This is a genomic window from Bacteroidota bacterium, from assembly GCA_018266755.1.
In the GTDB taxonomy this organism is placed as follows: Bacteria; Bacteroidota; Ignavibacteria; order Palsa-1295; family Palsa-1295; genus JAFDZW01.
In genome coordinates this window covers 1,338,176-1,364,618 of sequence record JAFDZW010000005.1, presented here as the reverse complement: position 1 = coordinate 1,364,618, position 26,443 = coordinate 1,338,176, and the positions used below count along the sequence as shown (strand labels likewise).

Below are 26,443 nucleotides of genomic sequence, written 5' to 3'. Positions count from 1 at the left end.
TGGGCGGTGAATGAATGGTCGGTTGATTATCGTGTGCCGAGTGCTTTTCTGTACTTTGCGTCGGCGATCAGGACGTCGTATGTCGTCGTGGTCAGGTTGGCCTTCGCATTGGCGAGGGTCGTTTGTGCGTCAAGCAAGGTGATCAGCGGCGCCATGCCATTGTCATACTGTGCTTTGACGATGCGATAATTTTCTTCGGCGCTGGTGCGCTGCTTCTGGGCGATCGTGAGTCGATCGATCGCATTGACTTTCTCGAGGCGGGCATTCTCGATCTCGAGACGAATGCCGTTCATCGCCGCCTCGGTCTGGTAGCGGAGTTCTTCGAGCTGTGCTTCCTGCTCGTTCACCCTTGCGGTGGTACCGAAGCCGGAGAAGAAATTCCACTGAAGCTGGACGCCGCCGAGAAGCAGGTCGGCGTCGCTCGAAAACTTCGGCGTCTGTTCCTGCCACCCGTACGAACCAAAAATCGCGATCGACGGCAGGAAGTCGGACCATGCGGCCTTCTTTGCTCCGTTGAGCGCATCTTCGTTACGCGCGAGTTGCACAAGCTCGGGGCGTGTTGCATACGCACGGTCGATGTCCTCGCGGATCGGCGGAAGATTCATCGCATACTTCTGTCCGTCATTGGCGGCGAGGTCGCTGCCGGCATGGACAAGTGCGGTAATCTCTTCCGGCTTGGGCAGATTGATCTCGGCGTCGAAGTCGCGCTTGAGAAGGTTGTTGAAGTTTGTCCGTGCAAGCGACGACATATTTTGTGCGGTGAGCACATCGCCTTCGGCCATTGCCACACCGACCTCCGCACGCAGTACGTCGTTCTTCGGTACTTTGTCGTTCGAGAAGAGGGCATTAGCCGTGCGCAAGTTCTCGGTCGCAAGCGCCTGGGCGTTCTTGCGGATCTCGACCAGTTCGCTCGCCTTTGCATAGTTATAGTATGCTTCGGCGACACGTTCGGTCACGTCGAGTTCTTTGGCGCTGACCTCTGCCGTCGATGCGTCGCGCACGGCGGTAGAGATGCTCATGCCTTGCCAAATGCCATAATTGAGGATCGGCCAGGAGAATTCGAAATGGTTATCCCACGGGACGATCCCGAGTCCGGTTGCATTGAAGTTGCCGACACCGGGGAAATAGAGGATGCGGCCACCGCTGTAATCGGTGAACTTCGAGACGAAGCTCAAATGCGGGATCAACCCCGAACGCGCTTCTTCTACTTTTGCATCGACGTTCTTCCACCTGGCGCGGCTGGCCATGACTTCCGGATTCTGTTCGAGTGCTGTTTGAATATAGCTGGAGAGTGCCGACGGAACCGCTCCGGTCTGGGCCGAAGCCGACTGACCGAGGAACAGCAATCCCGTCGCAAGAATGAAGATGGATTTACTTTTCATACGATATTGCAATACGAATGAGCTAGCGATAATATCTGGGAATTAAGCAACTTGTAGTTCGGCCTCGGTGTGGGGGAGCGTTTCGAACGTCAGCCCCATCTGTTCGTTCGTCTTCCACTCGAGCGGAGCCAGGCGCGCACGGCCCTGGTCGGTAACGGCTGTTTCGAGCAACATCCGCATCGTCGTGTCATAGACGTATGGCCAGTCGAGATATTCTAAATGCATCCCGCCTTTTCGCGCAGCGAATGCATTATTTTCCGGGCTGCAGACAGCCTTATTGTACATCCGGAGCACGCCCGTGCTCGAAAGCCAGAGCGTGAGGACGAGCGTGATGCCGTTGACCTCCGCTTTGAGGTCGCCCTCGGCCTTTGCCTGTTCGGTAAAGGAGTAAAACGCGCTCCAGATCTTCTGGGTCAGGCGGGCAAGTTCGTCGATCAACTCGCTGGAAATATTCGATTTCGGAGGCGGCTCGCTGACATTCATGAGCGAGAACAAAAAAGTCTCCTTCTGTGAGAATGTGCGGTACGACTCACCGACGGCGACAATACGCTCGAGTCCGGTCGGCTTGGCAGAGGTAAACTCGACCATGATATCGTCGAGGATCTCGAAGCCCCGAAGGATCAGCCCAAGCAGCAGTTCGTCTTTATTCTTATAATAGAGATAGATCGTCCCTTTGGCGAGCTCGGCTTCTTTGGCAATATCGTCCATCGATGCTTGGCTCAAACCACGTGATTGGAAGACCTTTTGGGCAGCATCGAGTATCTGTCCGCGTCGGGCTTCACGTTCTCTCTCTTTTCGTTCAATAATACCCATATCCTGTAAAATCAATAACTTACCGTATTCATGATCCCTTGGATGCCAAATCCTACGGGTGTAAAATTCGATTGTTTCATATATAATGACTGACCGTCAGTCATTTTTTATACGACATGATAACAAGCTGTGTCGGATTGCGTTCCAGGGTAAGGGAAACGTATGGACTCTGTTTCAACGGTTTACCCGGAAGTTATTCTGAGGACATACTCTGTCTGCAGTCTGCGAAGAATCTTTGTGGTTGAGACTGACTACGTCTCATCGAGGGATTCTTCGCTTTGGTCAGAATGACGGTTGTTTGTTCTCGACGACACTATGAATACAGTCCGGACTGGTGACAGGGAAGTTCGTCAAGCGGTGAAGTGCCCGAGACGCGCCATGGCGCGTCTCTACAGGCGCGTGTACTTCTCGCGGTATTTTTGTACCGCACATGAGCAAATCCGAATTCACGTTCGACACCACCGACGAGAAGAAAGTGTACGTCCGGCAGATGTTCTCCGACATCGCCGGACGCTATGACTTCCTCAATCACTTTCTATCCTTCGGGCAGGATTTTCGCTGGCGCAAGAAGGCCGTTCGCGTGGTGAGGAAGCATCTTGGCACGAACGCGCAGCCTGCGGTTCTCGATATTGCCTGCGGGACGGGCGACCTTTCGTTCGAAGTCCTTCGTCAGATGCCGGGCGCGAAGATTACGGGGCTCGACCTCGCTCGACCGATGCTCGATATTTTCCAGCAGAAGATCGACAAGCGTCATGCGACCATCGTGATCGGCGAAGGAGATGTCGAAGCGCTGGAGTTTGCGGACAATACGTTCGATGCAGTCACGATCGGCTTCGCGACGCGCAACTTCAGCAAACTCGATGTAGCATGCCGCGAGATATTCCGGGTGCTCAAACCCGGCGGGGTATTTGTCAATCTCGAGCTTTCGAAGCCGCGACGCTTTCCGATGAAGCAGCTCTATGCGTTCTATAGCCGATTCATTTTGCCGATCGTCGGCAAAGGCGTCTCGAGGAATACGGAGGCGTATAGCTATCTGCCGGATTCGATCCGCCGCTTTCCGGAACGCGAAGAGATCGTCGCAATGCTTACTCGGATCGGCTTCGTGAATGCTCGGTGGAAGGACCTCTCGGCCGGGATCGTGACGATGCATATCGCAGAGAAGCGATAACCCCATCCGCACGATGCCTTTTCCGCGTGCAACAGCGGTGACATTTGCCGTCCGTCGTCGGTTAGCATTCACAATGCGCGCAAGCTCGGTGTGTTGCCTTGTTGTTCTAACGCTCGTCGTTGCGACCGGGTCTGCCGATGCACGTCGAGCGAAGAAACGAGCTGCGCCGCAACGCCGTCACACATCCGCAACCCATAAAGAACGCCTGTCGCGCGAGGCAGAACTTGCGCAGCTCAAGCGAGAGATTGCCGAAACCGAGCGCGAACTCGGCGAACATACCCGCAAAGAGAATCTTACACGAAAGCAACTCGCGGCACATAACGCGCGAACGGCAGCGCTCAAGAAAAAACTCGCCTCGCTCAAATCCGAAGCTGCTGCACTCGAAGCCCAAGAGCATCAACTCGACACCTCGATCCAACAGACTGCGTCGACGATCGACACATTGAAACGATCGTATGCCGCCGATGTCGTGCGTCGCTACACGAGCGGTGCGTACCGTGAGCATGTGACAAAAGGAAGCGGCTTCGACGATCCGCAGGAGGAATCGGTACGGCTACGGAATGCGTATTATGCGCATCTTGCCTCGACTGCATTACACCACAACAAAGAAACGCTCGATTCGACGAAGTCGGAATTGACCGAGAATCGCGAAGAGGTTGCGTCGTTGCTTGACGAACAGCGCGGCGCGATCTCCGAGACGAAACAGCAACAACAAAGCGCGGAACAACAAACGCAGCGGACGGCCCACGAACTTCGCAGCATCCAGGAGCGAAAACAAGCGTTACAAAAGGAACTTGACCGTCGCAAAGCTGCTGCAAAACGACTCGAGGCCATGATCGCAAATCTTGCGGCAAAGGAAGAGGCCGAGATCAAACGGCGCAAAGAAGCCATCCGAAAGCGCGAAGCCGAACGCAGAAACAAACGACGCGCCGGCAAGAAGCTTACCCAGAGCGAACGTCATCAGGAAGAACTCGATGCGCAAGAACAGAAAAGCCTTGCCGGACCTCATTCGCTCGGCTGGCCGACCGCATCGCACCGTATTGTCCAGGGCTTCGGCGAACAGCGCAACAAAGAGCTCGGCACCGTTACGATGAACCTGGGGATCGATATCGGCACTGCAGCCGGTTCGGCAGTACATGCTGCCGCCGATGGGAAGGTAGCACTCGTGAGTTCGTTACCGAGTTATGGGACGCTGGTGATCATCCGCCATGGCGGCGGCGTGCTGACCGTCTATGCCGACCTCTCGGGGACATCCGTATCGACCGGATCGACGGTCACCAAAGGTCAGACGATCGGTCGTTCCGGCAGCAACAGCGAACTCGGCGACATCTTGCACTTCGAGGTCTGGAAGGGCAAGGCAAAACAGAATCCGGTGCGGTGGCTCAAGTGAAGTCGAAAGGCAGATATGTGACGTGCGGTGGATTGGCGCAATAGTATTGAATCTGGTTCTGATCGCAAGTGCGCTTGCGCAGCCGTCGGTCGGTCCGAAGGTGTCGTTGCGGACCGGAACGAAGCCGAAGCTCATCGCACGATTCGATAACGATACGCTCTATCTTCGCGCATGGGATACACGCGGTGAGCCGATCACCACGCTCGATTCGAGCGATCTGCTCATTACCATCGGAAACGATACGGCGGATATCATTCGCTTCGAGCCGGTCCGGACGCTCAGTGCAGAAGATCTTGCCATCAGCTTCGTGCTCGATAACTCGGGCTCGATGTTCCATGCATACGATTCGCTGACGAACTACCTCGACCGATTTCTCGATTCGCTCGGCGCCGGCGCCATACTTTCGGCGATGACATTCGATAACACCGACCGCGACCCTACCTACGACGCAACCGGACGCCAGCAGTTGTTTCTGGCGTCGCGTCCGTTTACGACCGAGCGTGCGCGCATCAGCGACTTCTGGCATTTCTACGATTCCATTCGCAGCGGGTACACGCCGCTCTTCGATGCAATGTGGAAGAGTTTCGAACACATTGCCGAACGACGCCGCAGCGGAGACTCGTTGCGCAGCGACGTACTCGTCGTGGTCACCGACGGCGAGGACAACTGTAGCACAATCTCCGGCAATCATCTGGCCGAGCTTGCAGCCGCCATGCATGTGAGCATCTATGTGGTCAACTTCCGCAGCGACCCGCAGTGGCGAATGATCTGGCTCGTCAATCATGCAGGTGGTCGCACCTTCACGGCCGAGACACTTGGTGGTTTGCGTTCGGTGCTCGCCGGCATCAGGAGATCGCTCGTGTCCGGGTATCGGGTCGTCTTCGGCCTTCCATTCTCCGGGGCAGGTGGGTTTAGACGATATTAATAATTTAATTTGGAATTCAGATCGTTTTCTTCGTATCTTCACAGTTCTTATTAGCTGACATCTACTCATTCTGTATTCGTTGCCAAGCAACAGCGGAATTGTCAACTATCGACCTTCATCAATCAACAACAATTAAGGAGAAAACCATGGCAGAACCATTTATCGGGCAGATCATCCAGGCAGGATTCAATTTTGCACCGAAAGGATACGCGACATGCGACGGTCAGATACTGTCGATCGCGCAGAACACCGCATTATTTTCATTGCTCGGCACCACGTTCGGTGGTGACGGCCGTGTGACGTTCGGTCTTCCTGACCTTCGTGGTCGCGTCCCGATCCATCAGGGACAAGGCCCGGGACTCACAGCGAGAGTGATGGGCGAGTCATCCGGTTCCGAAACCGTGACGCTGATCAGCACGCAAATGCCGATGCATAATCATTTGATGTCGACAACGAACGTTGCGGGTGCGCTGCCGACACCGAACGGCAACTTCCTTGCCGCCAGCAGTGACTCAACGGCCGTGTCGATGTACCGACCGACGTCCGATGGGTCGACGTTGAATCCGCAGAGCATTGGTCTGGCCGGAGGTAATCAGCCGCACAACAATATGCAGCCGTACCTCGTGATCAATTTCTGCATTGCACTGGTCGGTATATTCCCGTCACGTAACTAATCGCAAAGGAGTAGTACCATGGCAGAACCATTTATCGGGCAGATCATCCAAACCGGATTCAATTTTGCACCGTATGGATATGCGACGTGCGACGGTCAGTTAATGTCGATCGCACAAAACACCGCACTGTTCTCATTGCTCGGCACCCAGTTCGGTGGCGATGGCCGGGTGACCTTCGGTCTTCCTGATCTTCGTGGCCGTGCTCCGATTCATCAGGGGCAAGGACCGGGCCTCACACCTCGGGACATGGGCGAGATGTCCGGTTCCGAAGACGTGACGCTGATCAATTCCGAGATGCCGATGCACAATCACTTGGTCTCAACGACCAATGTTGCCGGCGCTCTCGGAACACCCAATGGCAATTTCATCGCTGCCAGTAGCGATTCAGGCTCGGTCGTATATTTTCGGCCAACGTCGGACGGATCAACGTTGAACGTTCAGACGATTGGGCTCGCGGGCGGCAATCAGCCGCACGACGACATGGAGCCGTACCTGGTGATTAGTTTCTCGATTGCGCTTGAGGGAATATTCCCGTCGCGCAACTAACCAGTAGAGGAACGACAACAGCAATTGGCCGGCGTACCGAATTGGTTCGTCGGCCATTGTGTATTCCGCCTGTAGAAGAAGAATCAACCCTAACCCGAGATTTCTGTAGCTGACTATGTTCGTCCCAGACACGTCAATTCTCACCGATCAGCCGCCGTGTTCGTTCCGAACAATGGTGCCGGAAGATGAACCGTTTGCGATTCGCCTCTATGGGATAACGCTTCGACACCAGATGTCACTCGATGCAGTGGGGTTGACGCAGGAGCAGATCGATGCATTGACCGAGCATCAGTACCGACTGATGATGATTCATTACAATAGTAACTATCCGTGGGCCGACATCTCCATCGTGCTTCGGGAGGGGGAACCGGTCGGACGGCTGATTATTATCGACTTTGAGAATGAGATCCGTTTAGGCGATCTCATGATTCTTCCGGAATACCAAAACAATGGCATCTGCACCTACATCATGCGAATGCATGTAGCGCGCGGTATTGCACAAGGGAAGAAGATACGTCTGCATGTGGAAAAGGTGAATCGAGCCGTTGCATTGTATGAACGGGAAGGGTTTGCTATCGTCGAGGACCTTTCATCCCACTGGCTGATGGAGTACAGCGGTCGTTGACCGAGTGCGGAGAATACCTCCGCCAATTGTATCGTACTAATTGAATATCGATTCGTAGAGCATCCCGCCTTCACCGGGTCCGACCGGGACGATGCTCATGATGAACGATCCCATGTGTTGATGCTCGAATTGATACAGCCCCTGAGGCAGGACGACATCCGGCGCTCCGCGAAACAGCAGGGCAAACGGGTCGGTACGAACATTGCCTGATTTCCCACGAGCGCGACTATCACGCGGGTTCAACGTCACCGGTTCCGCTTCGATGAGCTCGATGATCGTTGGGGCGATCGCGTCGCGACACACTGTAAACGGCTGACCCACGTAGGCGATAAAGCTATCAACAGTAAAGGGGCTCGTTGGAATTGTCATGGCTTCGGTTGCTTCGCTCATTGTGATAATACTATGGTCAACGATCTATACGGCCAATATGAGTGTACGCTGCTACCCCGAGAACAACTCGGGGGCATTCAGTACTACTGATGCCCCCGAAGTGAATATAGACCGATGAATGTCAACCCGAACGGTAGCTTACCAGGCGTACCAGTTGCCGGCGCCGTCGGAATAAAGACGACGGTTACCACCGGCGTTTCCGAAGGCGAGGTTATTATTGCCGTCGATCTTATCCGTTCCATTCGGCTGAATCGTCAGTACGGGAAGTAGTGCGTTGTTATACTTCTCGATCTTGATGATAATGATCTTTCCAGAAGTATTCGCGGCTTGCAGGTTCACCGTAAAATTCGTTCCGGCAGACATATCGACACCGACGATGTCGTCGCCATTCTGGACGTTATAACTGGTATTACCGGCGTTGGCTATCACGCCCGTCCGGCTGAACTGGATCGAACCGCCGCTAATGCTTCCCCACGCGAGTGTCGCGTTATTGCCAGACACCGACTGCGCCTGCAGCACTTGATTGGCGGCCGTCGGTGCAGCACTCGGCAGCGTGTAGGTAATGTCCGCCGACTGTGCCTGTGCCTTAAACGCGGTCACATTCGCGCCCGAACCGCTTGGTTCTGCGAACTTCAGTTGCGTCGCGGTATTATTGTTGTTCGCGAGCACGAGATTTGTGTTGGTCGACGTCAGCGCCGTACCTGAGACGAACGTAAAATTCGAAGAAGAGCCAAAGGCCCCGGAGTTGTTGAATTGCACCTCGGTATTCGCTCCTGCCGGAGAGCCGCCGCCACCGGGTGCCCAGGTCAGTGTGCCCGTACCGTTATTTGTCAGCACGCCTGCAGCGTTCGCTGGGACTGTGTTGCCATTGATCTTCGAAACAGTGGGATTCGGATAGGTACCGCTCAGATCACCGCCGGCAGCTCCGCTCGGCCCGGCCGGTGCGGTCCACGCAGCATTACCGCCGACGTTCGTCAAAACATCGCCCGAGCTCGAACCGGTCATGTTCATATGGTTCGGAGTGACTGCCTTGGTGAGCAGCTTCAGCCCGCTGATCGCACTGTCGGCCATTTTGCTGGTCGTCACCGTACCGTTGGCGACCTTCGACGTCGTAATCGCATTGGCGACGATGTCGGCGTTCTGGATCGAGTTGGTGAGATTGAGCTTGCTATAGACAATTCCTGCTGCAGCAGCAACTTCCGTGTTGGTAATCGCACCTGCTGCGATCGTCGGGTTCGGATAGGTGCCAGCAAGCGAACCGCCTGCAGCGCCACTCGGTGGGACGCTCGCCGGTGCAGTCCAAGCAGCATTACCGCCGACGTTCGTCAAAACATCTCCCGAGCTCGAACCGGTCATGTTCATGTGGTTCGGAGTGACTGCTTTGGTCAGCAGCTTCAACCCGGTGATCGCGCTGTCGGCCATTTTGCTCGTCGTCACGGTACCGTTAGCGACCTTCGAGGTCGTGATGGCGTTGGCGACGATGTCGGAGTTTTGGATCGAGTTGGTGAGACTGAGCTTGCTGTAGGCAATTGCAGCGCCGGCAGCAACTTCCGTGTTGGTAATCGCACCGGCCGCGATGGTCGGGTTCGGATAGGTGCCAGCAAGCGAACCGCCTGCGGGGCCGCTCGGTGGGACGCTCGCCGGTGCAGTCCATGCAGCGTTGCCGCCAACGTTCGTCAAGACATCGCCCGAGCTCGAACCGGTCATGTTCATGTGGTTCGGAGTGACTGCCTTGGTGAGCAGTTTCAACCCGGTGATCGCGCTGTCGGCCATTTTGCTCGTCGTCACCGTACCGTTGGCGACCTTCGAGGTCGTGATGGCGTTGGCGACGATATCTGCATTTTGGATCGAGTTCGTCAGTGCGAGCTTGGAATATGCAATCGCAGCCGTCGGCGAAACATCGGCATCGACGATCGTGCCATCGGCGATCTTCGCGCTCGTGACCGCACTGTTTGCAATCGTCGGGTTCGGATAGGTCCCCGTAAGGTCGCCACCAGCTGGGCCGTTTGCGCCACCGAGCGTCCAGCTCAGATTTCCCGTCCCATCGTTCGTTAGAACGTAGTTTGACGATGCGGCCTGTGCATTCGGCCATACATACGCAATACCGCCGATCGAGAAGTTTGCCGAGACGATCGAGACATTGCCGGTCGCGCCGATCGTCATGCGGGTATTCGGACCGCCGGTGCCCGTGATGAAGTTTATCGGATCTGCAGTGGTAGTACCGAGCAGATTGGACGACGGGCTCGAGTTACCACCGAGAGCCCAAAAGGCATTGCTTGCGCTTGCGGTGGTTAGAAGCATACCGCCACCGCTTGGCAGCGTAAAATCGAGCGGTCCTGATCCTGGGGCGTGAATAAGGGAAATGTGGCCAGCTCCATCGTCGATTTGCACCGGATGTCCAGTTTGTGCGAGCGCAGATGAGCTAATAACTAAGATACTGAACAAAATCAGCAGTTTACTCATAAACAGTCTCCAACTAATAGTTTAAGTGATAATAGGCCGTTCTCTCAGTTTGCGGCTAATACGAAACCACGAATATACCACGAAATATACCAAATTCCAAATTATCTAAACGTAAAAGACGCAATTCTGTAATTTCCGTATGGCGTATTTAGACTTAGCACTGTTATTTGTCACCCCTCGAAACGGAATAAACAACATGCAGTGACTCCGGGACACTCGTTCGATACTGAATTCACTCACCAACGAGTGAACGAATACAGAGTGCCGGTTCCAATACTCGCGGGGAGCCATGCACCCCCGTCATGTGTTACCCTCCCATTATTTCAACGCTCTTAAAGACCTGCACCGCATGGCAGACGCATACAATCTGACGACCCTCGATATCAATGCACTTTCGGATCAAGAGCGCGAGCGCTTGCGCGCACTCGACGAGATCCGCACCCGTGGTGTTGACCCGTACCCATACTCGTTCGATCGAACACACACGGCCGAGGCAGTGAAAGCGCTGTTCGACGAAGCGAATCCGGAGGGGAAGCCGACTGCATCGATCGCCGGTCGCATCGTCGCCATTCGCCGCATGGGCAAGGCGAGCTTCGTGCATATTCTCGACGAGTCGGCAAAGGTCCAGTTGTACTTCAAAGCCGACGAGCTTGGGGATCGGTATGAGATATTCAAACTGCTCGACATCGGCGATATCGTTGGTGCGAACGGGTTCGTATTTCGCACGCGTACCGGCGAGACGTCGTTGCACGTCGCGTCGTTCGAGTTACTGGCGAAAGCTGTTCGTCCACTGCCGGTCGTGAAAGAAGAGATCGACGAGAAGACGGGCGAGAAAATTGTGCACGACGCCGTCGTTGACAAGGAGCTTCGCTACCGTCGCCGATATATCGATCTGGTCGTCAACTCGCAGATACGCGACACCTTCCGCAAGCGTTCGCAGATCATCTCGACCATCCGCCGTTTCTTCGATTCGTACGGCTACCTCGAAGTTGAGACGCCCGTGTTGCAGCCGCTCTATGGCGGTGCATACGCCCGGCCGTTCGTCACGCATCACAATGCGCTCGATTTCGATCTGTATATGCGCATTGCAGACGAGCTCTACCTGAAGCGGCTCATCGTCGGCGGCCTTGCCGAAGGAGTGTATGAAATTTCAAAAGATTTCCGCAACGAGGGCATGGACAAGAACCATAGCCCTGAGTTCACGATGGCCGAAATCTACGTCGCGTACAAGGATTATAACTGGATGATGGACTTCGTCGAGAAGATGTTCGCCGAAGTTGCGCGCGTCGTGACCGGCGGTGGGATGCAGGTCACGCAAAAGAGCGGCACGGTCATCGACTTCACGCCGCCGTACCGCCGCATGACGATGTATGAATCGATCAACGAGTACACCGGCATCGATGTGAGCGATATGGACGAATCGGGCTTGCGCGACGCGTGTAAGACGATGGGCCTGAGCCTCGATCCGAAATGGGGCGCTGGCAAGATTATCGACGAGATCTTCTCGGAGAAGGTAGAGCACAATCTCACTCAGCCGACGTTCATCACCGACTACCCGCTGTCGATGTCGCCGCTGGCGAAGAACCATCGCTCGAAGCCGGGACTTGTCGAGCGATTCGAACTCATGGTTGCCGGACAAGAACTTGCCAACGCATTCAGCGAACTCAACGACCCGATCGATCAGCGTGCACGCTTCGAAGAGCAGGCCAAGCTCCGCGCCCGTGGCGACGACGAAGCGATGCAGCTTGATGAAGACTTCCTGCGTGCGCTCGAAACTGGTATGCCTCCGACCGCCGGCCTCGGCTTCGGCGTGGACCGCCTGACGATGATCATGACGGGCGAAGAATCGATCCGTGATGTCGTGCTCTTTCCGGCGATGCGGCCGGAGAAATAATGTATTAGCTGGTTGGCAGTGGAATTCAGATACACCCGTGCACTTGATCCGGCATTCGGAAAGCTTGTGGTCCGAAGGATCTACCTCCCCACGTTCCTTCCGGGACTACTCAGCTACGGCATTGTGGGTTGGATGTTGTTGTCGCTTGGCGAGGTGGAACACAGTGCTGCATTGATGGGCGTCGGCTACTCTCTGTTCATCTTCATGGCGATCACCCTCTATATCGTCTTCAAGATGTCCAGGGCCGTGATGCGACCTGCATTCAGCACGTTGGACGTAATCGCGAACGAATCCGGCTGTGTGTTCGCGACCGAGCGAACTTCGCACTCGATCGACTGGACCGATATCGGTGCCATTGTGCACTATAAAGGAGTAATCATGATCGGGAAGACACCTCGTTGCACGAAGGCCTACGTATTCATCTCGCCGGATACCGTACCCAAAGAGATGCTCGACTTCGTCACTGCCAAGATCATCGAACACGGCGGAAGTCACATCGTCCGTCGGACGTTCTGACGGTCGGTGCCGGCGAACTCCTCCGCAGCGTACTGTGCTTCCCTGCGGTACGGCCGCACAAGTGATGTGTCCTCTCGGTTAGCGCAGCATTAGCGCGTGAGCCGGATCACCAGTTTCGAAGTGTCGTTGAATTGGGTTATCTTATTGAGCACCGTATCTCGTTTAAGGGATACCCCTCGTGCAGGTTCAACATGTTCGAGGTAATCTCCCCATTGAATCCAACCCGGGTTCGATGTCAGCACAGCGATGGGGATGCGGACGGTGATACTGGTACTCGTTGAGTCGGTGATCGCGATGTTACTGAGACGGATACGGGTACTTACATAATCGGAACCGTACGGACAGCCCAGACACGGTCCCCATGAATTGTATATCTCCTTGGAATGAGAGATGACGAGGGAATCGATAATGCCGGGGAGATTACTCCACTTCAGCTGGAAGTCAAAGCTTGTTGGCGACTCACCGGAATACTTGGTGGACCCGGAAGCGAGCTCGCCTGTCTTTTGGGAGTCGATCGTGGAGAACGGCATCGATGCGGTAAACCAAAATGGTTGCTCGATCATCGTATCCACAGGGCTGCTTACTTCGTTACCGGAGGTGACGAATCCTCCAGTCGATGTAAGATGGAACAATGCGGTGACCGGATCGATCGACACATCTGCGCGTCTGAAGTATCTTGGCGCCTGAAGGGCCGTGGTATTCGACGGGCTTGTTGCTGACTGATCACAGGCAACGGTGCCGAGGGACAGGAGCAGGATCCACAAATGTTTTCTCGTCATACGCGCAAGGATAGTCTGACCTTCTGAACACGGACAATCGGTGAATCTCAATCGTTCCTTCTGAGGGCTTGCCGAAGATCATGGTGCGGGAGTGACTTTTCGGCGATCTCTTCGGCCTGCGTGCAGGCCGCCGCCCGAATGACGAACCGCTCTCGGGAGCTTCTCCTGGTCGCTTATCCTGCCGGATTCATCCGTTCGAACGCCTGTCTGAGCTCACTCGGTCCGGCTGCGAGCATCTGTTCGCTGAACCCGTAGGCGATCTCATGTTTCCCCGCGGCGAGTTGTTCGAATGCGGAGTCGATAAAGCCGGATACCGGCGGAGCAAAATCGTGAATTCCTTTGCCGCCGAGATCGGTGTTGAGTGCCGGCGGGATGAGCTCGATCACTTCGATGCCTCTACTACGAAGTTGATGCCGAAGCGACAGTGTAAATGAACGAAAGAATGCTTTCGTCGCGGAGTACACCGGTACTGTCGCAAGCGGCGAGAACGCGAGACCCGATGTGACGTTCATTACTACCTTCAAATTGGGTAGTGCAAGAAACAGCGATGTTAGGTGAACCGGCGCTTCGATGTTCGTTGTGATCTCGGTAGTAGCGCGGTCTGCGAAATCGGTATCGGTGACGGACATCCACTGCTGGATGCCGGCGTTGTTGACGAGCACGTTCAAACCCGGATGCTCACTCTCGATCCACCGAGCGAGCGATTCCCGCTCGGCAGACGATGACAGATCGACCTGCTTGGTCACGAGCCCGGGAAGTTTCGCTTCAGCATCCGCAAGTGCATCTGCTCTGCGCCCGCAGATAATAACCCGATTTCCAAGTTGAGTGAATCGCTCGGCGAGCGCATAGCCAATGCCGGATGCGCCACCGGTAATTAGGATTACGTTGTCAGTTAAGTTCATCTTTGAAAGAATGCTGAATCACCACTCATGCGCAGTTCGGTTAAGGCAACGTAAATCCCATCACTTCCGATGCCGGTCCGGCAGAGGGGAATACCATTCGGGTAATGTGCGGGTCGTTATAGTGTGCAATATCTTGATAATGATTTCCAAGTCCGACGATATATACTGCAGCATACAGGTGATCCCCAGTGTGGAATCCCCGTTCTTGCAGCCGAGCAATCGGCAGGACTGCACCGGAGAACTGAGAACCCTCTGAGGTCAGCCCATAGGGTAGTGACGTATTCGGTCCATTCACCAGCGATGTCGAATCACTTGCGACGCAGAGCAGATACGAATACAGGATCCCGTTGCTCGGGACACTGGCCTGCCCTCCGACCCCAACGTATCCTCCAACAGCACCTACGTCAGAGAGCTCAAATCGACGGTGTATCGGCATCCATAGTACCTGGTCTGCATGGAAAACGGTATCTCCTCCGAGAAACTGGTAGGATGCTTCATGGATTGTACCGAATCCCGGTTTGCTGTATGTGATCTCGTACGTCCTGTTCGGGAGTCCGTGTATCTTCCATACACCGTTTACATCTGTGACTGCCGAGAATGTACTGTCATCGAGTCTGACCGTTACCCCAGAGGCGTCGTTGAGTCGGTTGCCAACCGAGTCGATGAGGGTGACGGTCCCTTGTAAGGTAGCCGCGCCGACTTTATTAAACATAACATCGTCGTCGTCCCGATCGCAGCCGACGAAGATAACAACGAAGAGGATAGCGAAAAGCGCCGTGAGCTGTAATTTCATAATGCGGACTCGAATGGTGGTCAGACGTCTGGTGTAATTACCTCAGAAGCAGATTAATTGTTCCGATAGCAGGATGAACGAGAGTGATGTCTACGGCATCGTGAACCCGATCACTTCCGATGCCGGTCCGGCAGAGGGGAAGATGTACTGGCCGGTACGGTTGTCTTGATAATACGTATAGTTTTGGTAGCCATCGCCCAATGCCACAATATGCATTGCGGCATAGAGCCGCTGACCGCTTTGGAACCCTGCACTATAGAGCGCAAACCGTTGCAGCAGGCCGACACTGAACGGTGTGCTCCCCGTCGCAGAGCCGTTTTCAAAATCGATCGCCCATACTGTGCCAAGCGTTTGCGAGTTTGCGATTGCTGCGGAGTCGGCCGAGACCCCGCCCACTAACGCGAACGAAGGATACGTGCTCGAAAGCGCTGGAAGTGTGCCCGCGAACGTGACACGATTCGGGGTGGTAACCTGACTGAGGTGAACTCGCTGTTTGATGGGCATCCAGAGCGTGGTGTTCGTGTGATACAGCGTATCTCCACCGACAAATACGAATCCCGGCTCGCGGGTCTGCACCAAACCAGGCCTCGAATACAGAATGGTATAGGTTCGTGTCGGCACATTGCTCATGATCCACACGCCGTTCACGTCTGTGGTTGCCGATAACGAGGTGCCTTCCATTGAAACAACGACGCCGGATGCATCCGAACTGACGCTGCCAAGTGAATCGAATAGGAGGATGCGGCCCTTGAGGGTGCCTGTCGGTAAAGAGGCAGAGTTCGTCGTGTCGTCATCTTTGCAGCCCGTGCCGAAGAAGAGCGGTGCAAGGACGATAAGGAATAGGTAGTATTTCATGATGATTGCCGGTTAGTTCGATGCGATGTAATAACTGAGAGAACAATGGAAAGTTACATCAGTGACGCCGTAATGACCCATCCTACCGTTTTTTGCCTGTGGCGAACAAATCCGTGAGTATTTTCGTAGTGTAAACTTCAATAGCAAATGCTCTTTCGGAAGAACGTCATATCGGCGGTCGCAGAAGTGCTCGAGGGTGTGCACATCGCATCCGGCTCGTCCGTGCTTGTCTATGGTGGCAAGCGCAAGACAGGCGATCTGCCGTTGGTCGAACTGACGTTCGCCGATGGTCGTGGCAAAGTGCCGGCAGTGCAGATCGCTTCGGCGCTCGGTATCGTCGAGCTTTCGGCCATCGAGCAGGTCCACGTATCCCCGGCCACCCGCGAAGCGGCCTTCATTGCCAAGGCGAGCGGAGCAGGAAAGATCACCATGGTCACGGTCTCATCCAGCGGCATTCTCCAGGTCTATTCCAATATTTCGCGTTCGATCGCTTCGAAGGATTTTGCGAAGATCTCGAGCGACGAACTTCGCGCGGCGATTGCACTCAAGGTCTTTACCGAGGGCGGGAAGAAGTACGAGTAGGTTTGTAGCATCATTGTCGGGAGTCCGCTCAGTGGCTCTGCTCCATCTCCATTGATGAAACAGCATTCCCTATCCTTCGCACTCTTCGCCACTGCGGCGGCGAAACAGCTTGAACCGAAGTGGAAGAAACTCGAGGTCTTGCTCAAGACGGCAGCGAAAGAGGTGTATCGCGACGAACTGCCGGACATCCACAAGTTCGAGCTGAACGTTATCCTGCAATCGGACGAAGAGCTTCGCGAACTCAACATCGCGGCGCTCGACCATGACTATTATACGGATATCATCACCTTCGAGATCGACCGTGACGAGCACACGCTAAGTGCCGAGTTATATATCAGTTTGGAGCGTGCACGCGAAAATGCCCTGCGCTTTGGGGGCTCGCAGCGGAACGAACTGGCCCGGCTTGTCATTCATGGAGTGTTGCACTTGGCGGGATACAGCGATAAGCAGGCAGCCCCCAAGAAACGAATGCAACGCAAGGAGCGTTTTTTTCTTGAGCGTTTATCCAAGCTTCATCCTATCGAATAATCTTTACTACCTCTGTAGATGAAAACTGAGGATTCGAATTTCAAAGGCTCGCAGGGCGTGGGCCGGGTGATGGAGATCGTACTGTATCTTGTCGGCGAAATGCGCCGCAATAAACAGCTTGCCGATATCGATCTGAAGAAGCTTTCCGACCGTGGATACTCCGAGAGCGAGGTTTCGACCGCGTTCACATGGCTTGTGGATAAGATCATGGTCGCCGGCAACCAAGCCGAACTCACGCCGGTCGCCGCGCAAAAAGCATTCGAAACGGGCGGTCGTTCGCCGTTTCGGGTCTATCATGAGTTGGAGCTTGCGATCCTGGCCCCCGAGGCTCGCGGTTATTTATTGCAACTGCGTGAGTTAGGCTTGTTGAAAGATGCGGAATTGGAATTGCTTGTCGATCGCCTCTGGCTCGTCGGCGCGCAGAACGTCTCGCTTGAGGACGCACGCGATCTCGCAGCGAATCTGATCTTCGATTTCAACGACTCGTCGCGCCTCGGCAGCCGCATGATGTTATCGCTTACCGACCGCGTGCAGTAGTCGTTCGTATATTTACGATTGTCGCTTGCGCGAGCACTTACGAAGGTAACGCTCGCGCTTCGCATTTTTATACAGGGTGTGTGGCACGAGCGCGGAACCCTGTTAGCGTTTATTAGAGTGTATGGCAAAATCGTTAGTAATCGTTGAATCGCCGGCGAAAGCCAAAACGATCAACAAGTATCTTGGCTCCGGCTATCAGGTTGAAGCCTCGATCGGGCATGTCAAAGACCTTCCGAAGTCGAAGCTTGGTGTCGATATCGAGCACGACTTCGTGCCGCAATACGTCACCGTCAAGGGAAAGAAAGAGCTCCTGACGCGTCTGAAAAATCTTGCGGGCAAGGCAAAAGAAGTGTTTCTTGCGACTGACCCTGACCGCGAAGGGGAGGCTATTGCATTCCATATTCTTGGGTTGATCGGCAACGAAAACAAGAACGTCAAGCGGGTGCTGTTCACCGAAATCACAAAGTCCGGCATTCAGGAGGCCATGAAGGAGCCGCGCGATGTCGATACTGCGCTCTTCGAAGCACAGCAGGCTCGCCGCGTGATGGACCGCATCATCGGCTATCAAGTGTCGCCGATCCTCTGGAAGGCATTCGTTGGCGAGCGCGTCGAATCGCTCTCCGCCGGACGTGTACAGACGGTGGCGCTGCGATTGATCTGCGAGCGCGAAGCTGCGATCGACCGCTTCCAACCGATCGCATACTGGAATCTCTGGGCTGACTTCACCACACCCACCACGGAATTCCCGATCCATGCCCGACTCGTCGGCATCGACGACACCGAACTCAAGAATCCCGAAGGCAGCGCCCAGGATCTGCCGGAGGAAATGCGCAAGCGATACATCGGCGACGAGACGACCGCTCGCGGCTACGCAGGTGAAGTGCTCAAGCGTGAGTATCGCATCGACTCGGTCAATCGCCGCGAGGTCAAGCGTAATGCGCCGCCGCCGTTCATCACCAGTTCGTTGCAAACGACGGCAAGCGCACGGCTGAGATTCAATCCGCGCAAGACGATGCGCCTCGCCCAAAAGCTCTACGAAGGTATCGAGCTTGGCGAAGAAGGATTGACCGGATTGATCACGTATATGCGTACCGACTCGACGCGCATTTCGGACGAAGCCCGCAATGCCGCTGTGAAGTTCATCGGTGCGAACTACGGACAGGAATATATCGGTGCCGAGCGCAAGCAGGCCAAAAGCAAGAATGCGCAAGAAGCCCACGAAGCTATTCGTCCGACCGACGTCAACCTGACACCGAAGCAGGTCCGCCGATATCTCGAAGCGCAGGATAAGGACCTTGCTTCGCTCTATGATCTTATTTGGGAGCGCTTCGTCGGCAGCCAGATGGCAGCCGCAGTGTTCGATCAGACGACGGTCGAGATCAAGTCCGAGCCCGGACCCGGAAGCACGTTCCGTTTCCGTGCGACAGGCTCGGTGCTGAAGTTCAGAGGTTTCTTGCAGCTTCTCGACGATGCTGAGGATAACGTCGACAAGAAAGAAGACGACGAGAACCGTCGGCTCCCGAACGGTATCGACGAGAACCAGACGGCGAACATCGATCTGCCGACGCTCAATGTCGCGCAGACCAAACCGCCTGCGAGATTCTCGGAGTCCACACTCGTCAAAGAACTCGAATCGCTCGGCATTGGACGTCCGTCCACGTACGCCAGCATCGTCGATACGATCCAGGAGCGGCATTACGTCGAGCAGCAGGACCGACGGTTATACCCGACGGAACTCGGAAAGAAAGTCAATCACATTCTGATCAAGAGCTTCCCGGAAATCTTCAACGTGGATTTCACGGCACGCATGGAAGGCGAGCTCGATACCATCGCAACGCGCGAACGCACGTACAGCGGCGTGATGGGCGACTTCTACGTCCCGTTCAAGTCAGTGCTCGATCAGGTTGAAGAGCGCTTAGTCGAAGAACTGCCGAAGCAGACATGCCCGGCATGCCAGTCAACGAACACCGACCTGAAACAAGGCTGGTTCGGCATGTATATCGAATGTCAGAACTGCGGAAAGAAGACGTCGGTAAAATCGCTCAACAAACCGGAGCCGGAAAAGACAGGCGAGACGTGCCCAGAGTGTCATGAAGGCGAGTTGCTTGTTCGCGCCAGCCGCTACGGCAAGTTCATCGGTTGTTCGCGCTATCCGAAGTGTAAGTACACGCGCTCGGTGCCGAGCGGGATCAAGTGCCCGAAGTGTACAACGGGCGATATTGTCAAACGCAAGGGCGGCAAACGCAACAGCACCTTCTACGGCTGCTCGAACTACCCGACGTGCGACTTCCTAAGCAACGATGAGCCGGTGAACCAGACGTGTCCGTCGTGCCAGAACCACTGGCTGACGAAGAAGTCCACCAAGACGCTCGGCAAGCACCTCAAGTGCCCGAACTGCAAAAAGAACTTCACTGAGGAGTTGCTCGAGCTGGAAGAAGCTTGAGAGCTTTGAATGTAAAATGTAAGATGTACAATGTAAAATTGGGACCCACGGTTATGTACCGATCTTCCAATGCACATTGATCTTCAGAGGACTTTCTTCTCATTTTACATTTTACATTTTACATTTTACATTTCCACGCCTTGATCGGATTCGGTTACGATATTCATCGTCTTGCGCCGGGTGAAAGCCTGGTGATCGGCGGCGTCACCTTCGAGAACGCTCCGCTCGGTACAGTTGCACATTCCGACGGCGATGTGTTGCTGCATGCCATTATGGATGCATTGCTCGGTGCGCTGGCCTTGGGTGATATTGGCAAACACTTTCCGGATACCGATCCGAAGTATCGCGGCGCTGATTCGCTTATGCTTCTGCGCGAGGTCGGTGAAATGATCGCAACGAAGGGCGCGTGGATCGTGAACATCGATTCGACGGTCGTCCTCGAACGGCCGAAACTTCGCGATCATATCGACGAGATGCGCGCAAAAATTGCTGCGGCGCTCGCAATTACGCCGGAACAAGTGTCGGTCAAAGCGACAACGAGTGAGAAGATTGGGTTTGTCGGCCGCGAAGAAGGTGTGGCAGCGTATGCGGTCTGTCAGCTTGCCTAAGTATCTGCATGAGAGCCATTTGTGTTGTCCTTGCGTTCGTGCTGACCACTACGCTCAGTGGATGCATTGATATATACCTCGATCTGATTCCACACGACGACGGAAGCTACACGATCCGTCAATCATGGGTATTCCCGGTAACGATGCTCGACGAACTTGCGGCCCGCGAGGATGGCGAGCATACGCACGATACGGCACGGATCGATCGACGGAAGATGCTCGATTCACTTCGACACGACGATTCCCTCATCCCTCAGAACTGGAAGTATCTCGCCCGCAGCCGGCATATTATCACGAGTGATACGATCATCGACACGCAGGCATGGGTCACCAATGCAGTGACGACATCGACCGTCGACTCGGTGAAACGATATTGGTGGGGTGCATTGTCGCACAACCAGGCGCGGATCGATTCGGTCGGCCCGACCGGTGTGGAGATCGTGAAGAATCGAAAAGGAACGACCGTGACGTTTGCGATCAATCCGGACCGTGGGCAACGCGACCGGCATCCGAAGAAACCAACGGCGCCGGACAAGGATTTTATCGGTCACCAATTCCATTTCCGTCTGCTGTCGCCGAACATAGTGCAGTCGTCGATCAAACCGCCATGTCTTATTATTCCGGATGGGGCGGAGTGGCCGGTCCGGTTCACGGAGATAGACACCTTGGAGGCGCTGTGCAAGCTGCCGCAAAAGGCGTCGTTCATGATCCGTCCTCCTGCAAAGAAGCGATAGGTCTGAATCAGTCCACGATCATTTCCGCTTCGAGCTTCTTCGAGTCGCGGTGGACGGTAAAGGCAAGATAGAACCCGACGAGCGCCATGGCGCCGCCGATATATCCAATGTAGTTCGGGTGCATGGTCCCGAGAATCCAGCCGCCGACGAGCGGGCCGAGGATACGGGTGAAGCTTTCGATACTTGCCGAAACACCGATCACGCCGCCCTTCTTATCCGGCGGCGCTAACTGACTCACTAAACTCGAGAGCACGACGCGAGTGACGCCCGTACCGAAGGAGAATACCAGTGCGACGAGGGCGAGCTGCTGCCAAGTCTCGGCCAGCACAATGCCCAGTAAGCCGACGGCCATTGCCAACAACCCCCAGCGTAGCAGCGAGAGCTCGCCGATCTTCTTGACCAGGGGACGAATGACGCCTCCTTGATAAATGATCCCGAGAAACCCGACGTATGCGAGAAATCGTCCGACCTCGCGCTCCGTGAAATTGAGTTCGATATGTGCGTAGAGCGAGAACATCGACACATAGATCGAGAACGGCAGCGCGAAGAAAAAGAAGATCAGGAGCATCGTGCGCAGATTCTTGATCTTGAAGTAGCTGATTGCCTGCGTGTACTGCGCGAAGCCTTTCTTATGATCTCCGCTTCGATGAACGGCAGGCTCCTTGAGATAGAAGATCGAGAGCAGCGTGCTCGTGAGCGCCATCGCCGCAGCCGCATACGCCGGTGCTGCAGTGCCGTAGGCATGTGCCAGTTCGCCGCCGAGGAGCGGACCGAACAGAAAGCCCATGCCGAACGCGATCCCGATGAGCGCCATCGAATGGGCTCGGTCTTTCGGATCGGTCACGTCGGCCACATACGCCGACGCGATCGTAATATTGCCACCGCTAAGACCGTCGATGATCCGCGAAAGCACAATGACCCAGACATTGCCTGCGAGCGCGAGCAGGATAAACCCGATGAACGAGCCGAGCTGTGAATAGATGAGCACGGGCCGGCGACCGAAACGATCGGACATCGAGCCGAGAATCGGCGAGGCAACGAACTGGCAGATGGAGTACACGGCGGCGATCATGCCGATCGCTTCCGAACTGACATGAAATTGCAGTGCATAAAACGGCAAGAGCGGCAGGATGATCGAAAAGCCGAGCAGATCGACCAGCACGACAATGAAGATCGGGATGAGAGCCTTGTTCTTAAACATACGTATCGTTCGCGTTGCGAAGGTGTAAATACAGCGAATGAGGGAAATTGATTCGAGGGAAGTGATGGGAGAGTGGCACAGTGTTAGACGTTATCTACCATGTCATTCTGAACAACGCGAAGAATCCCTCGATCAAACGCAGTGAGGCTCCGCCACAGGGATCCTTCGCGATGCTCAGGATGACTTCTTTTTGAACGGGCACTGAGTTACTATCGATTACGTGGAGTCGGAAACGAACGCACGGCTTCCGGCGTTATCACCGCCCCTGAATTGAAGAGTTTGGGGTCAAGTCCCGCGCAACTAAGACGCGCCTAACCGAGTCAGGACCGGAAGGTAGCAGCTCTCAGCGATTGTTTCAGTGTGACGCGGACCGCTTGACCTCAATTGTCCACAGCCCGTAACGCTCCGCGTTGCGGGCTTTTTTTATCGCTTGACGAATACCCGATTTTTCCAATTCAAGTGGAAGCTGGAATCGGTAATGCGCCAGATGTCCAGTCCGTCCGATATCGGAAGGCGTTCGAGGTGGACTTGGGCTGCGAGATCAGCGAAGGCAGGATGCTCGCGAGGGATGACGAGCAAGACAGAAGACGTACTCGGCAGTATCATCACCTGCGGCAAGTCCATCGTGCGCAGATAGCCGATCGAACGCCCAACGGCGATGGTATCGCGTCCGCCGTAGTCACGAATGTCGTACGAGAACGAACCGGGAAGATAGTAGTACTCCCACCGATGCCACCACGTATCCAAGATGGTGATTTCTCCTTTGCGGGCTTCGTCCCGGAGTGTACGAAGCATGGTCGAATGTAAGACATCACCTTCGCGTGCAGACTGCAGCGATGTGAAAGCCAATACACGATCGAGCGCGTACCGCAATGCTCCCGGCTGTTTCGGGAGCGAGGAGCGTCGTGCGCCGAATGCATCGTGTGCGAACGCGCGATCGAACGACGCCTGATCGTTGCCGGGGAACGGTGTGACGAACCACGCGATACTCACTGCGGCAACGAGGAATGTGAGAATGAGGACTCGTCGTGTGATGATCGGCCGTGTCAGCAGCAGCGCATTCCCGGGGGCGGTCTTGATGTCGTACGCATGCCAGATCGACAGTTGGTCGATGAGCACGGCCCCGGCCAGAACGATACTCGGCATGAGCGTGAGCAGATAGCCGCCCTTCATAAAATAGATGAAGAGATAGAATGCAAGCGCGGGGACGGCGACGATGGTCACCATGCGGAAACTCTCGTGCTCGCGTGCTTCGATCATGAACGCTCGCAAACGCTTCGGGTATTTGATCGCCGCATACAGCGTAACGAGGATCAATGGGAAACACGAGGCTCCGAGATATACGAGGCATTTCGCCATGATTGCCAGGTGCTCGGTAAACGAATTGCCGAACAGGAAGGACTGCGAGCGGTAGATCGACTCGGCACTCATTGCATGTAGGTACACCAGCACGCCGCCGCAGTATGCGAACAGCGCGCTGACCCATACACCGGTGACGAGCACGAACACACCGATGGCTTGCAGGATGCGGCCTGCCGACTGACGGGTGACGAGCGCCGCATACATCACGGCCGGGAAGAAGAGCAACAAGCTCGATTGCCGAGCCGCCCCGGCAAGCGAGAGCAAGATGACGAGTGCGAAAAAATGAACACGGTTCGTATGCGAGCGCATCAATCGCAGGCCATGATAGAGCAATGCACTAGCGAAGAACGCTTCGTACTCGTATGCCGTCGCCACGAGGCCGTAGTACCAGAATATCGGAAGCACGAGCCAGATGCTCGCCGCAATCAGACCGACACGCTCACCCCGCAGCACCGCAGCCGCACGCCAGAGATAGAGTACTGAACCGATCGAAAGAAGAATACTGATCCAAACGAACGCCTGATTCGTATCGGAGGTGAACAACAGCAGCAGCTTCGCAAAGAGAATGTGCAGGATGTAGCCAGGGAAGTGCGGAGTTACTTGCTCCAGACTATATCGCACAGTGCCTACCGCAAAGTTGACCGAGTCGAATTCGGCGAGCATCGTCGTCGCGAACGGCAATCGTGTCGCGAGCGTCGCGATCACGAGCCCCGCGCCGGTTAGTTGGCGGCGTCTGCGTTCAGCGAGTGGCATACGAACCTCCTTTCAGACGGAAGATTCTCATCGTTGTATCGGCGCTGGAAACGAGCGGCGGTCGAACGGTGAACGAACGAACAAGCTCCAGCGAGTCCTTCGCGTATTCGTAGAAACTCGGGTTGAGCCGTGTGTAGATGATGAAGATGTTCGCTCCCTGCGCTCGGGCGGCCTTCCACACGTCGCGCTGGTCACGTTGCAACGGATACATCGCCGGGCTGACGAGTCCCGTCAGATCGATGACGTTTCGCTTCGCGACAAAGCCGAGTGCACCGACATCGTCAGCGGCGATCACATCCTTCGCGGTGCAGTTCGCATCTACCCACGCGGCGACCGCAAGATGCTGGTCGTTGATATTCGAAACGGAGTCCGCGTAGTTGCCGATCCACTTGAACGATGCGGGGCTTGCTATCGCGAGGAGCACGAGCAACACCAGCCCTCCAACGAGCTTGTCTCGTGCAGTAGAAACAGTTGTCGCCTGTTGCCGTCTGTGATTTCTCGCAAACGCAGCAACCCAGAGACAGGCGAAGGGGATCAAGACGAAGACATACCGGCCGAAGTGGCGATACTGGGGAGCCACAACCGACTGTAGCACTGGCAGACTAATGAAGAAGGCAGCCAGCACGGCTGTTCTCGGGGTTAGTCTCGGAAGGCCGAGGCGATGGAAGAGCGTCCTTCGCCGATCCGAAATCGTGTCTTGCGAATCGCGGGTGGCAAGACCTATCAACGGGATGGCGAACAGCACTATGTAGAAGTATTGCTCGAAAATGATCGAGAATGAGCGCACAATATAGTAGAAGTCCGGCGGAAAGCGCAATCCAAAGCCTTGAACGATACTTGAGTGGTAGCTCAGCGATCCTTCGATCGCGAGGGGGAGCACGATATAGGTGACTGCGAACGGAGCAAAGGCAGTGATATAGGAGTAGAGCGCTGCAAATTGTATCCTCCGCTTCGCCAAGAGCACGAACCAATCGATGAAGCACACGAGGGCCAGTAGCATCAACTCCGGTCGCGTGAGGATGCCGAGGCCGAGCATGATCGCTTCTCGCACTCGCGGCTGCATACGGTCGCGCGATCGGATGTGTGCCTCGGCGCTCACCAGTGCCAGCAAGATCGCCAGCGACGTCTCCATCCCACTCGCTGCCAGACCCAGTGCACGACCGTTGAGCAACATGAATATTCCTGCCATCAGGGATGGGTATTTCCCGAGAGAGAATACATCCCTTGCGACGCGGAATACCCCCGGCGCAAGCATCAGCCAGGCAAGAGACGACAGGATGACGGCGACAACGTCCAGATGATGCGTTAGCAAGCCGCCGGCGGCGATGAGCACGACCCAAAGCGGAGAAGTATCGGCCGTGACCTGCTGGGGAGAGTTGAACGAATAGCCGTGCCCTGCAAGCAAATTCTCGGCGTAGCGGCAATGGATATAGACGTCGTCGAGCGGGACGCCGATCGCGCCTGCATAGTTCGTGCCGCCGCTGCGTTCGAGCGCTTGGTGCTGTGCAATGAAGAGAACCGCGAGCAGAACAATGCCCGCCAAAACGAATATGAACTCCGTCTTCAGACGGGTAAACACG

General features: G+C 55.4%; 25 protein-coding genes and 1 other RNA gene. 15 read left to right on the top strand and 11 right to left on the bottom strand.

Annotated elements, in window-relative coordinates:
- Window positions 1-26 precede the first annotated feature (26 nt).
- Window positions 27-1,382, bottom strand: a complete 1,356-nt coding sequence (locus tag JSS75_10490) for a TolC family protein (GenBank protein MBS1904122.1) — start codon at window positions 1,380-1,382, stop codon at window positions 27-29.
- A gap of 42 nt (window positions 1,383-1,424) precedes the next feature.
- Window positions 1,425-2,195: a TetR/AcrR family transcriptional regulator gene (locus JSS75_10485; protein ID MBS1904121.1), complete on the bottom strand. Its 771-nt coding sequence runs from the start codon at window positions 2,193-2,195 to the stop codon at window positions 1,425-1,427.
- A gap of 430 nt (window positions 2,196-2,625) precedes the next feature.
- On the opposite strand from JSS75_10485, the gene ubiE reads away from it, so the two are divergent.
- The 6 genes from ubiE to JSS75_10455 all read left to right on the top strand — a co-directional run bounded on the left by ubiE (window position 2,626) and on the right by JSS75_10455 (window position 7,523).
- A complete protein-coding gene (gene ubiE / locus JSS75_10480; GenBank protein MBS1904120.1) occupies window positions 2,626-3,363 on the top strand; it encodes a bifunctional demethylmenaquinone methyltransferase/2-methoxy-6-polyprenyl-1,4-benzoquinol methylase UbiE in 738 nt (245 codons plus the stop codon).
- Window positions 3,364-3,376: 13 nt separating this feature from the next.
- Window positions 3,377-4,753, top strand: a complete 1,377-nt coding sequence (locus tag JSS75_10475; protein ID MBS1904119.1) for a peptidoglycan DD-metalloendopeptidase family protein — start codon at window positions 3,377-3,379, stop codon at window positions 4,751-4,753.
- Between the two features lie 46 nt (window positions 4,754-4,799).
- Window positions 4,800-5,678: a VWA domain-containing protein gene (locus JSS75_10470; protein ID MBS1904118.1), complete on the top strand. Its 879-nt coding sequence runs from the start codon at window positions 4,800-4,802 to the stop codon at window positions 5,676-5,678.
- A 146-nt stretch (window positions 5,679-5,824) separates the two neighbouring features.
- Window positions 5,825-6,352, top strand: a complete 528-nt coding sequence (locus tag JSS75_10465) for a phage tail protein (GenBank protein MBS1904117.1) — start codon at window positions 5,825-5,827, stop codon at window positions 6,350-6,352.
- A gap of 18 nt (window positions 6,353-6,370) precedes the next feature.
- Window positions 6,371-6,898 carry a phage tail protein gene (locus JSS75_10460; protein MBS1904116.1) on the top strand — a complete coding sequence of 176 codons (528 nt, stop codon included), beginning with the start codon at window positions 6,371-6,373 and terminating at the stop codon, window positions 6,896-6,898.
- A gap of 115 nt (window positions 6,899-7,013) precedes the next feature.
- Window positions 7,014-7,523: a GNAT family N-acetyltransferase gene (locus JSS75_10455; protein ID MBS1904115.1), complete on the top strand. Its 510-nt coding sequence runs from the start codon at window positions 7,014-7,016 to the stop codon at window positions 7,521-7,523.
- Window positions 7,524-7,559: 36 nt separating this feature from the next.
- Here the strand turns inward: JSS75_10455 and JSS75_10450 are convergent, their stop codons facing one another.
- Together JSS75_10450 and JSS75_10445 are read right to left on the bottom strand one after the other, a co-directional pair.
- Window positions 7,560-7,913: a hypothetical protein gene (locus JSS75_10450; protein MBS1904114.1), complete on the bottom strand. Its 354-nt coding sequence runs from the start codon at window positions 7,911-7,913 to the stop codon at window positions 7,560-7,562.
- Window positions 7,914-8,051: 138 nt separating this feature from the next.
- Window positions 8,052-10,376 carry a hypothetical protein gene (locus tag JSS75_10445; GenBank protein MBS1904113.1) on the bottom strand — a complete coding sequence of 775 codons (2,325 nt, stop codon included), beginning with the start codon at window positions 10,374-10,376 and terminating at the stop codon, window positions 8,052-8,054.
- 349 nt (window positions 10,377-10,725) lie between these two features.
- Here JSS75_10445 and lysS point away from each other — a divergent pair, with 349 nt between their 5' ends.
- Together lysS and JSS75_10435 are read left to right on the top strand one after the other, a co-directional pair.
- Complete coding sequence (gene lysS, locus JSS75_10440; protein MBS1904112.1) at window positions 10,726-12,270, top strand: lysine--tRNA ligase; 1,545 nt, start codon at window positions 10,726-10,728, stop codon at window positions 12,268-12,270.
- Between the two features lie 18 nt (window positions 12,271-12,288).
- Entirely contained in the window at window positions 12,289-12,786 is a 498-nt protein-coding gene (locus tag JSS75_10435; GenBank protein MBS1904111.1) for a hypothetical protein, read from the top strand.
- An 89-nt stretch (window positions 12,787-12,875) separates the two neighbouring features.
- Here JSS75_10435 and JSS75_10430 read toward each other — a convergent pair whose 3' ends face one another.
- From JSS75_10430 to JSS75_10415, 4 genes are all read right to left on the bottom strand, one after another.
- The gene (locus JSS75_10430; protein ID MBS1904110.1) at window positions 12,876-13,565 is read right to left on the bottom strand and encodes a hypothetical protein; all 690 of its coding nucleotides are present in this window, start codon (window positions 13,563-13,565) and stop codon (window positions 12,876-12,878) included.
- A gap of 173 nt (window positions 13,566-13,738) precedes the next feature.
- Window positions 13,739-14,467 (bottom strand): SDR family NAD(P)-dependent oxidoreductase, encoded by a 729-nt coding sequence (locus JSS75_10425; protein MBS1904109.1) that lies wholly within the window; start codon window positions 14,465-14,467, stop codon window positions 13,739-13,741.
- Window positions 14,468-14,507: 40 nt separating this feature from the next.
- Window positions 14,508-15,260: a carboxypeptidase regulatory-like domain-containing protein gene (locus JSS75_10420; protein ID MBS1904108.1), complete on the bottom strand. Its 753-nt coding sequence runs from the start codon at window positions 15,258-15,260 to the stop codon at window positions 14,508-14,510.
- 90 nt (window positions 15,261-15,350) lie between these two features.
- Window positions 15,351-16,115 (bottom strand): hypothetical protein, encoded by a 765-nt coding sequence (locus JSS75_10415; protein MBS1904107.1) that lies wholly within the window; start codon window positions 16,113-16,115, stop codon window positions 15,351-15,353.
- A 147-nt stretch (window positions 16,116-16,262) separates the two neighbouring features.
- Here JSS75_10415 and JSS75_10410 point away from each other — a divergent pair, with 147 nt between their 5' ends.
- The 6 genes from JSS75_10410 to JSS75_10385 all read left to right on the top strand — a co-directional run bounded on the left by JSS75_10410 (window position 16,263) and on the right by JSS75_10385 (window position 21,547).
- Window positions 16,263-16,697 (top strand): hypothetical protein, encoded by a 435-nt coding sequence (locus tag JSS75_10410; protein MBS1904106.1) that lies wholly within the window; start codon window positions 16,263-16,265, stop codon window positions 16,695-16,697.
- A gap of 54 nt (window positions 16,698-16,751) precedes the next feature.
- Window positions 16,752-17,225: an rRNA maturation RNase YbeY gene (ybeY, locus tag JSS75_10405; protein MBS1904105.1), complete on the top strand. Its 474-nt coding sequence runs from the start codon at window positions 16,752-16,754 to the stop codon at window positions 17,223-17,225.
- An 18-nt stretch (window positions 17,226-17,243) separates the two neighbouring features.
- A complete protein-coding gene (locus JSS75_10400) occupies window positions 17,244-17,762 on the top strand; it encodes a DUF494 family protein (protein MBS1904104.1) in 519 nt (172 codons plus the stop codon).
- 121 nt (window positions 17,763-17,883) lie between these two features.
- Entirely contained in the window at window positions 17,884-20,205 is a 2,322-nt protein-coding gene (gene topA / locus JSS75_10395) for a type I DNA topoisomerase (GenBank protein ID MBS1904103.1), read from the top strand.
- A gap of 140 nt (window positions 20,206-20,345) precedes the next feature.
- Window positions 20,346-20,813, top strand: coding sequence for a 2-C-methyl-D-erythritol 2,4-cyclodiphosphate synthase (locus JSS75_10390; protein ID MBS1904102.1), 468 nt, complete (start codon window positions 20,346-20,348; stop codon window positions 20,811-20,813).
- A gap of 8 nt (window positions 20,814-20,821) precedes the next feature.
- Window positions 20,822-21,547, top strand: a complete 726-nt coding sequence (locus tag JSS75_10385) for a hypothetical protein (protein ID MBS1904101.1) — start codon at window positions 20,822-20,824, stop codon at window positions 21,545-21,547.
- A 7-nt stretch (window positions 21,548-21,554) separates the two neighbouring features.
- Here JSS75_10385 and JSS75_10380 read toward each other — a convergent pair whose 3' ends face one another.
- Complete coding sequence (locus JSS75_10380; protein ID MBS1904100.1) at window positions 21,555-22,748, bottom strand: MFS transporter; 1,194 nt, start codon at window positions 22,746-22,748, stop codon at window positions 21,555-21,557.
- Between the two features lie 283 nt (window positions 22,749-23,031).
- On the opposite strand from JSS75_10380, the gene ffs reads away from it, so the two are divergent.
- Window positions 23,032-23,131: signal recognition particle sRNA small type (gene ffs / locus JSS75_10375), an RNA gene on the top strand.
- 40 nt (window positions 23,132-23,171) lie between these two features.
- Here ffs and JSS75_10370 read toward each other — a convergent pair.
- Together JSS75_10370 and JSS75_10365 are read right to left on the bottom strand one after the other, a co-directional pair.
- Entirely contained in the window at window positions 23,172-24,863 is a 1,692-nt protein-coding gene (locus tag JSS75_10370) for a glycosyltransferase family 39 protein (protein MBS1904099.1), read from the bottom strand.
- Window positions 24,850-26,442 carry a hypothetical protein gene (locus JSS75_10365; GenBank protein ID MBS1904098.1) on the bottom strand — a complete coding sequence of 531 codons (1,593 nt, stop codon included), beginning with the start codon at window positions 26,440-26,442 and terminating at the stop codon, window positions 24,850-24,852. The genes JSS75_10370 and JSS75_10365 overlap by 14 nt, the downstream gene beginning before the upstream one ends.
- Window position 26,443: the final 1 nt, after the last annotated feature.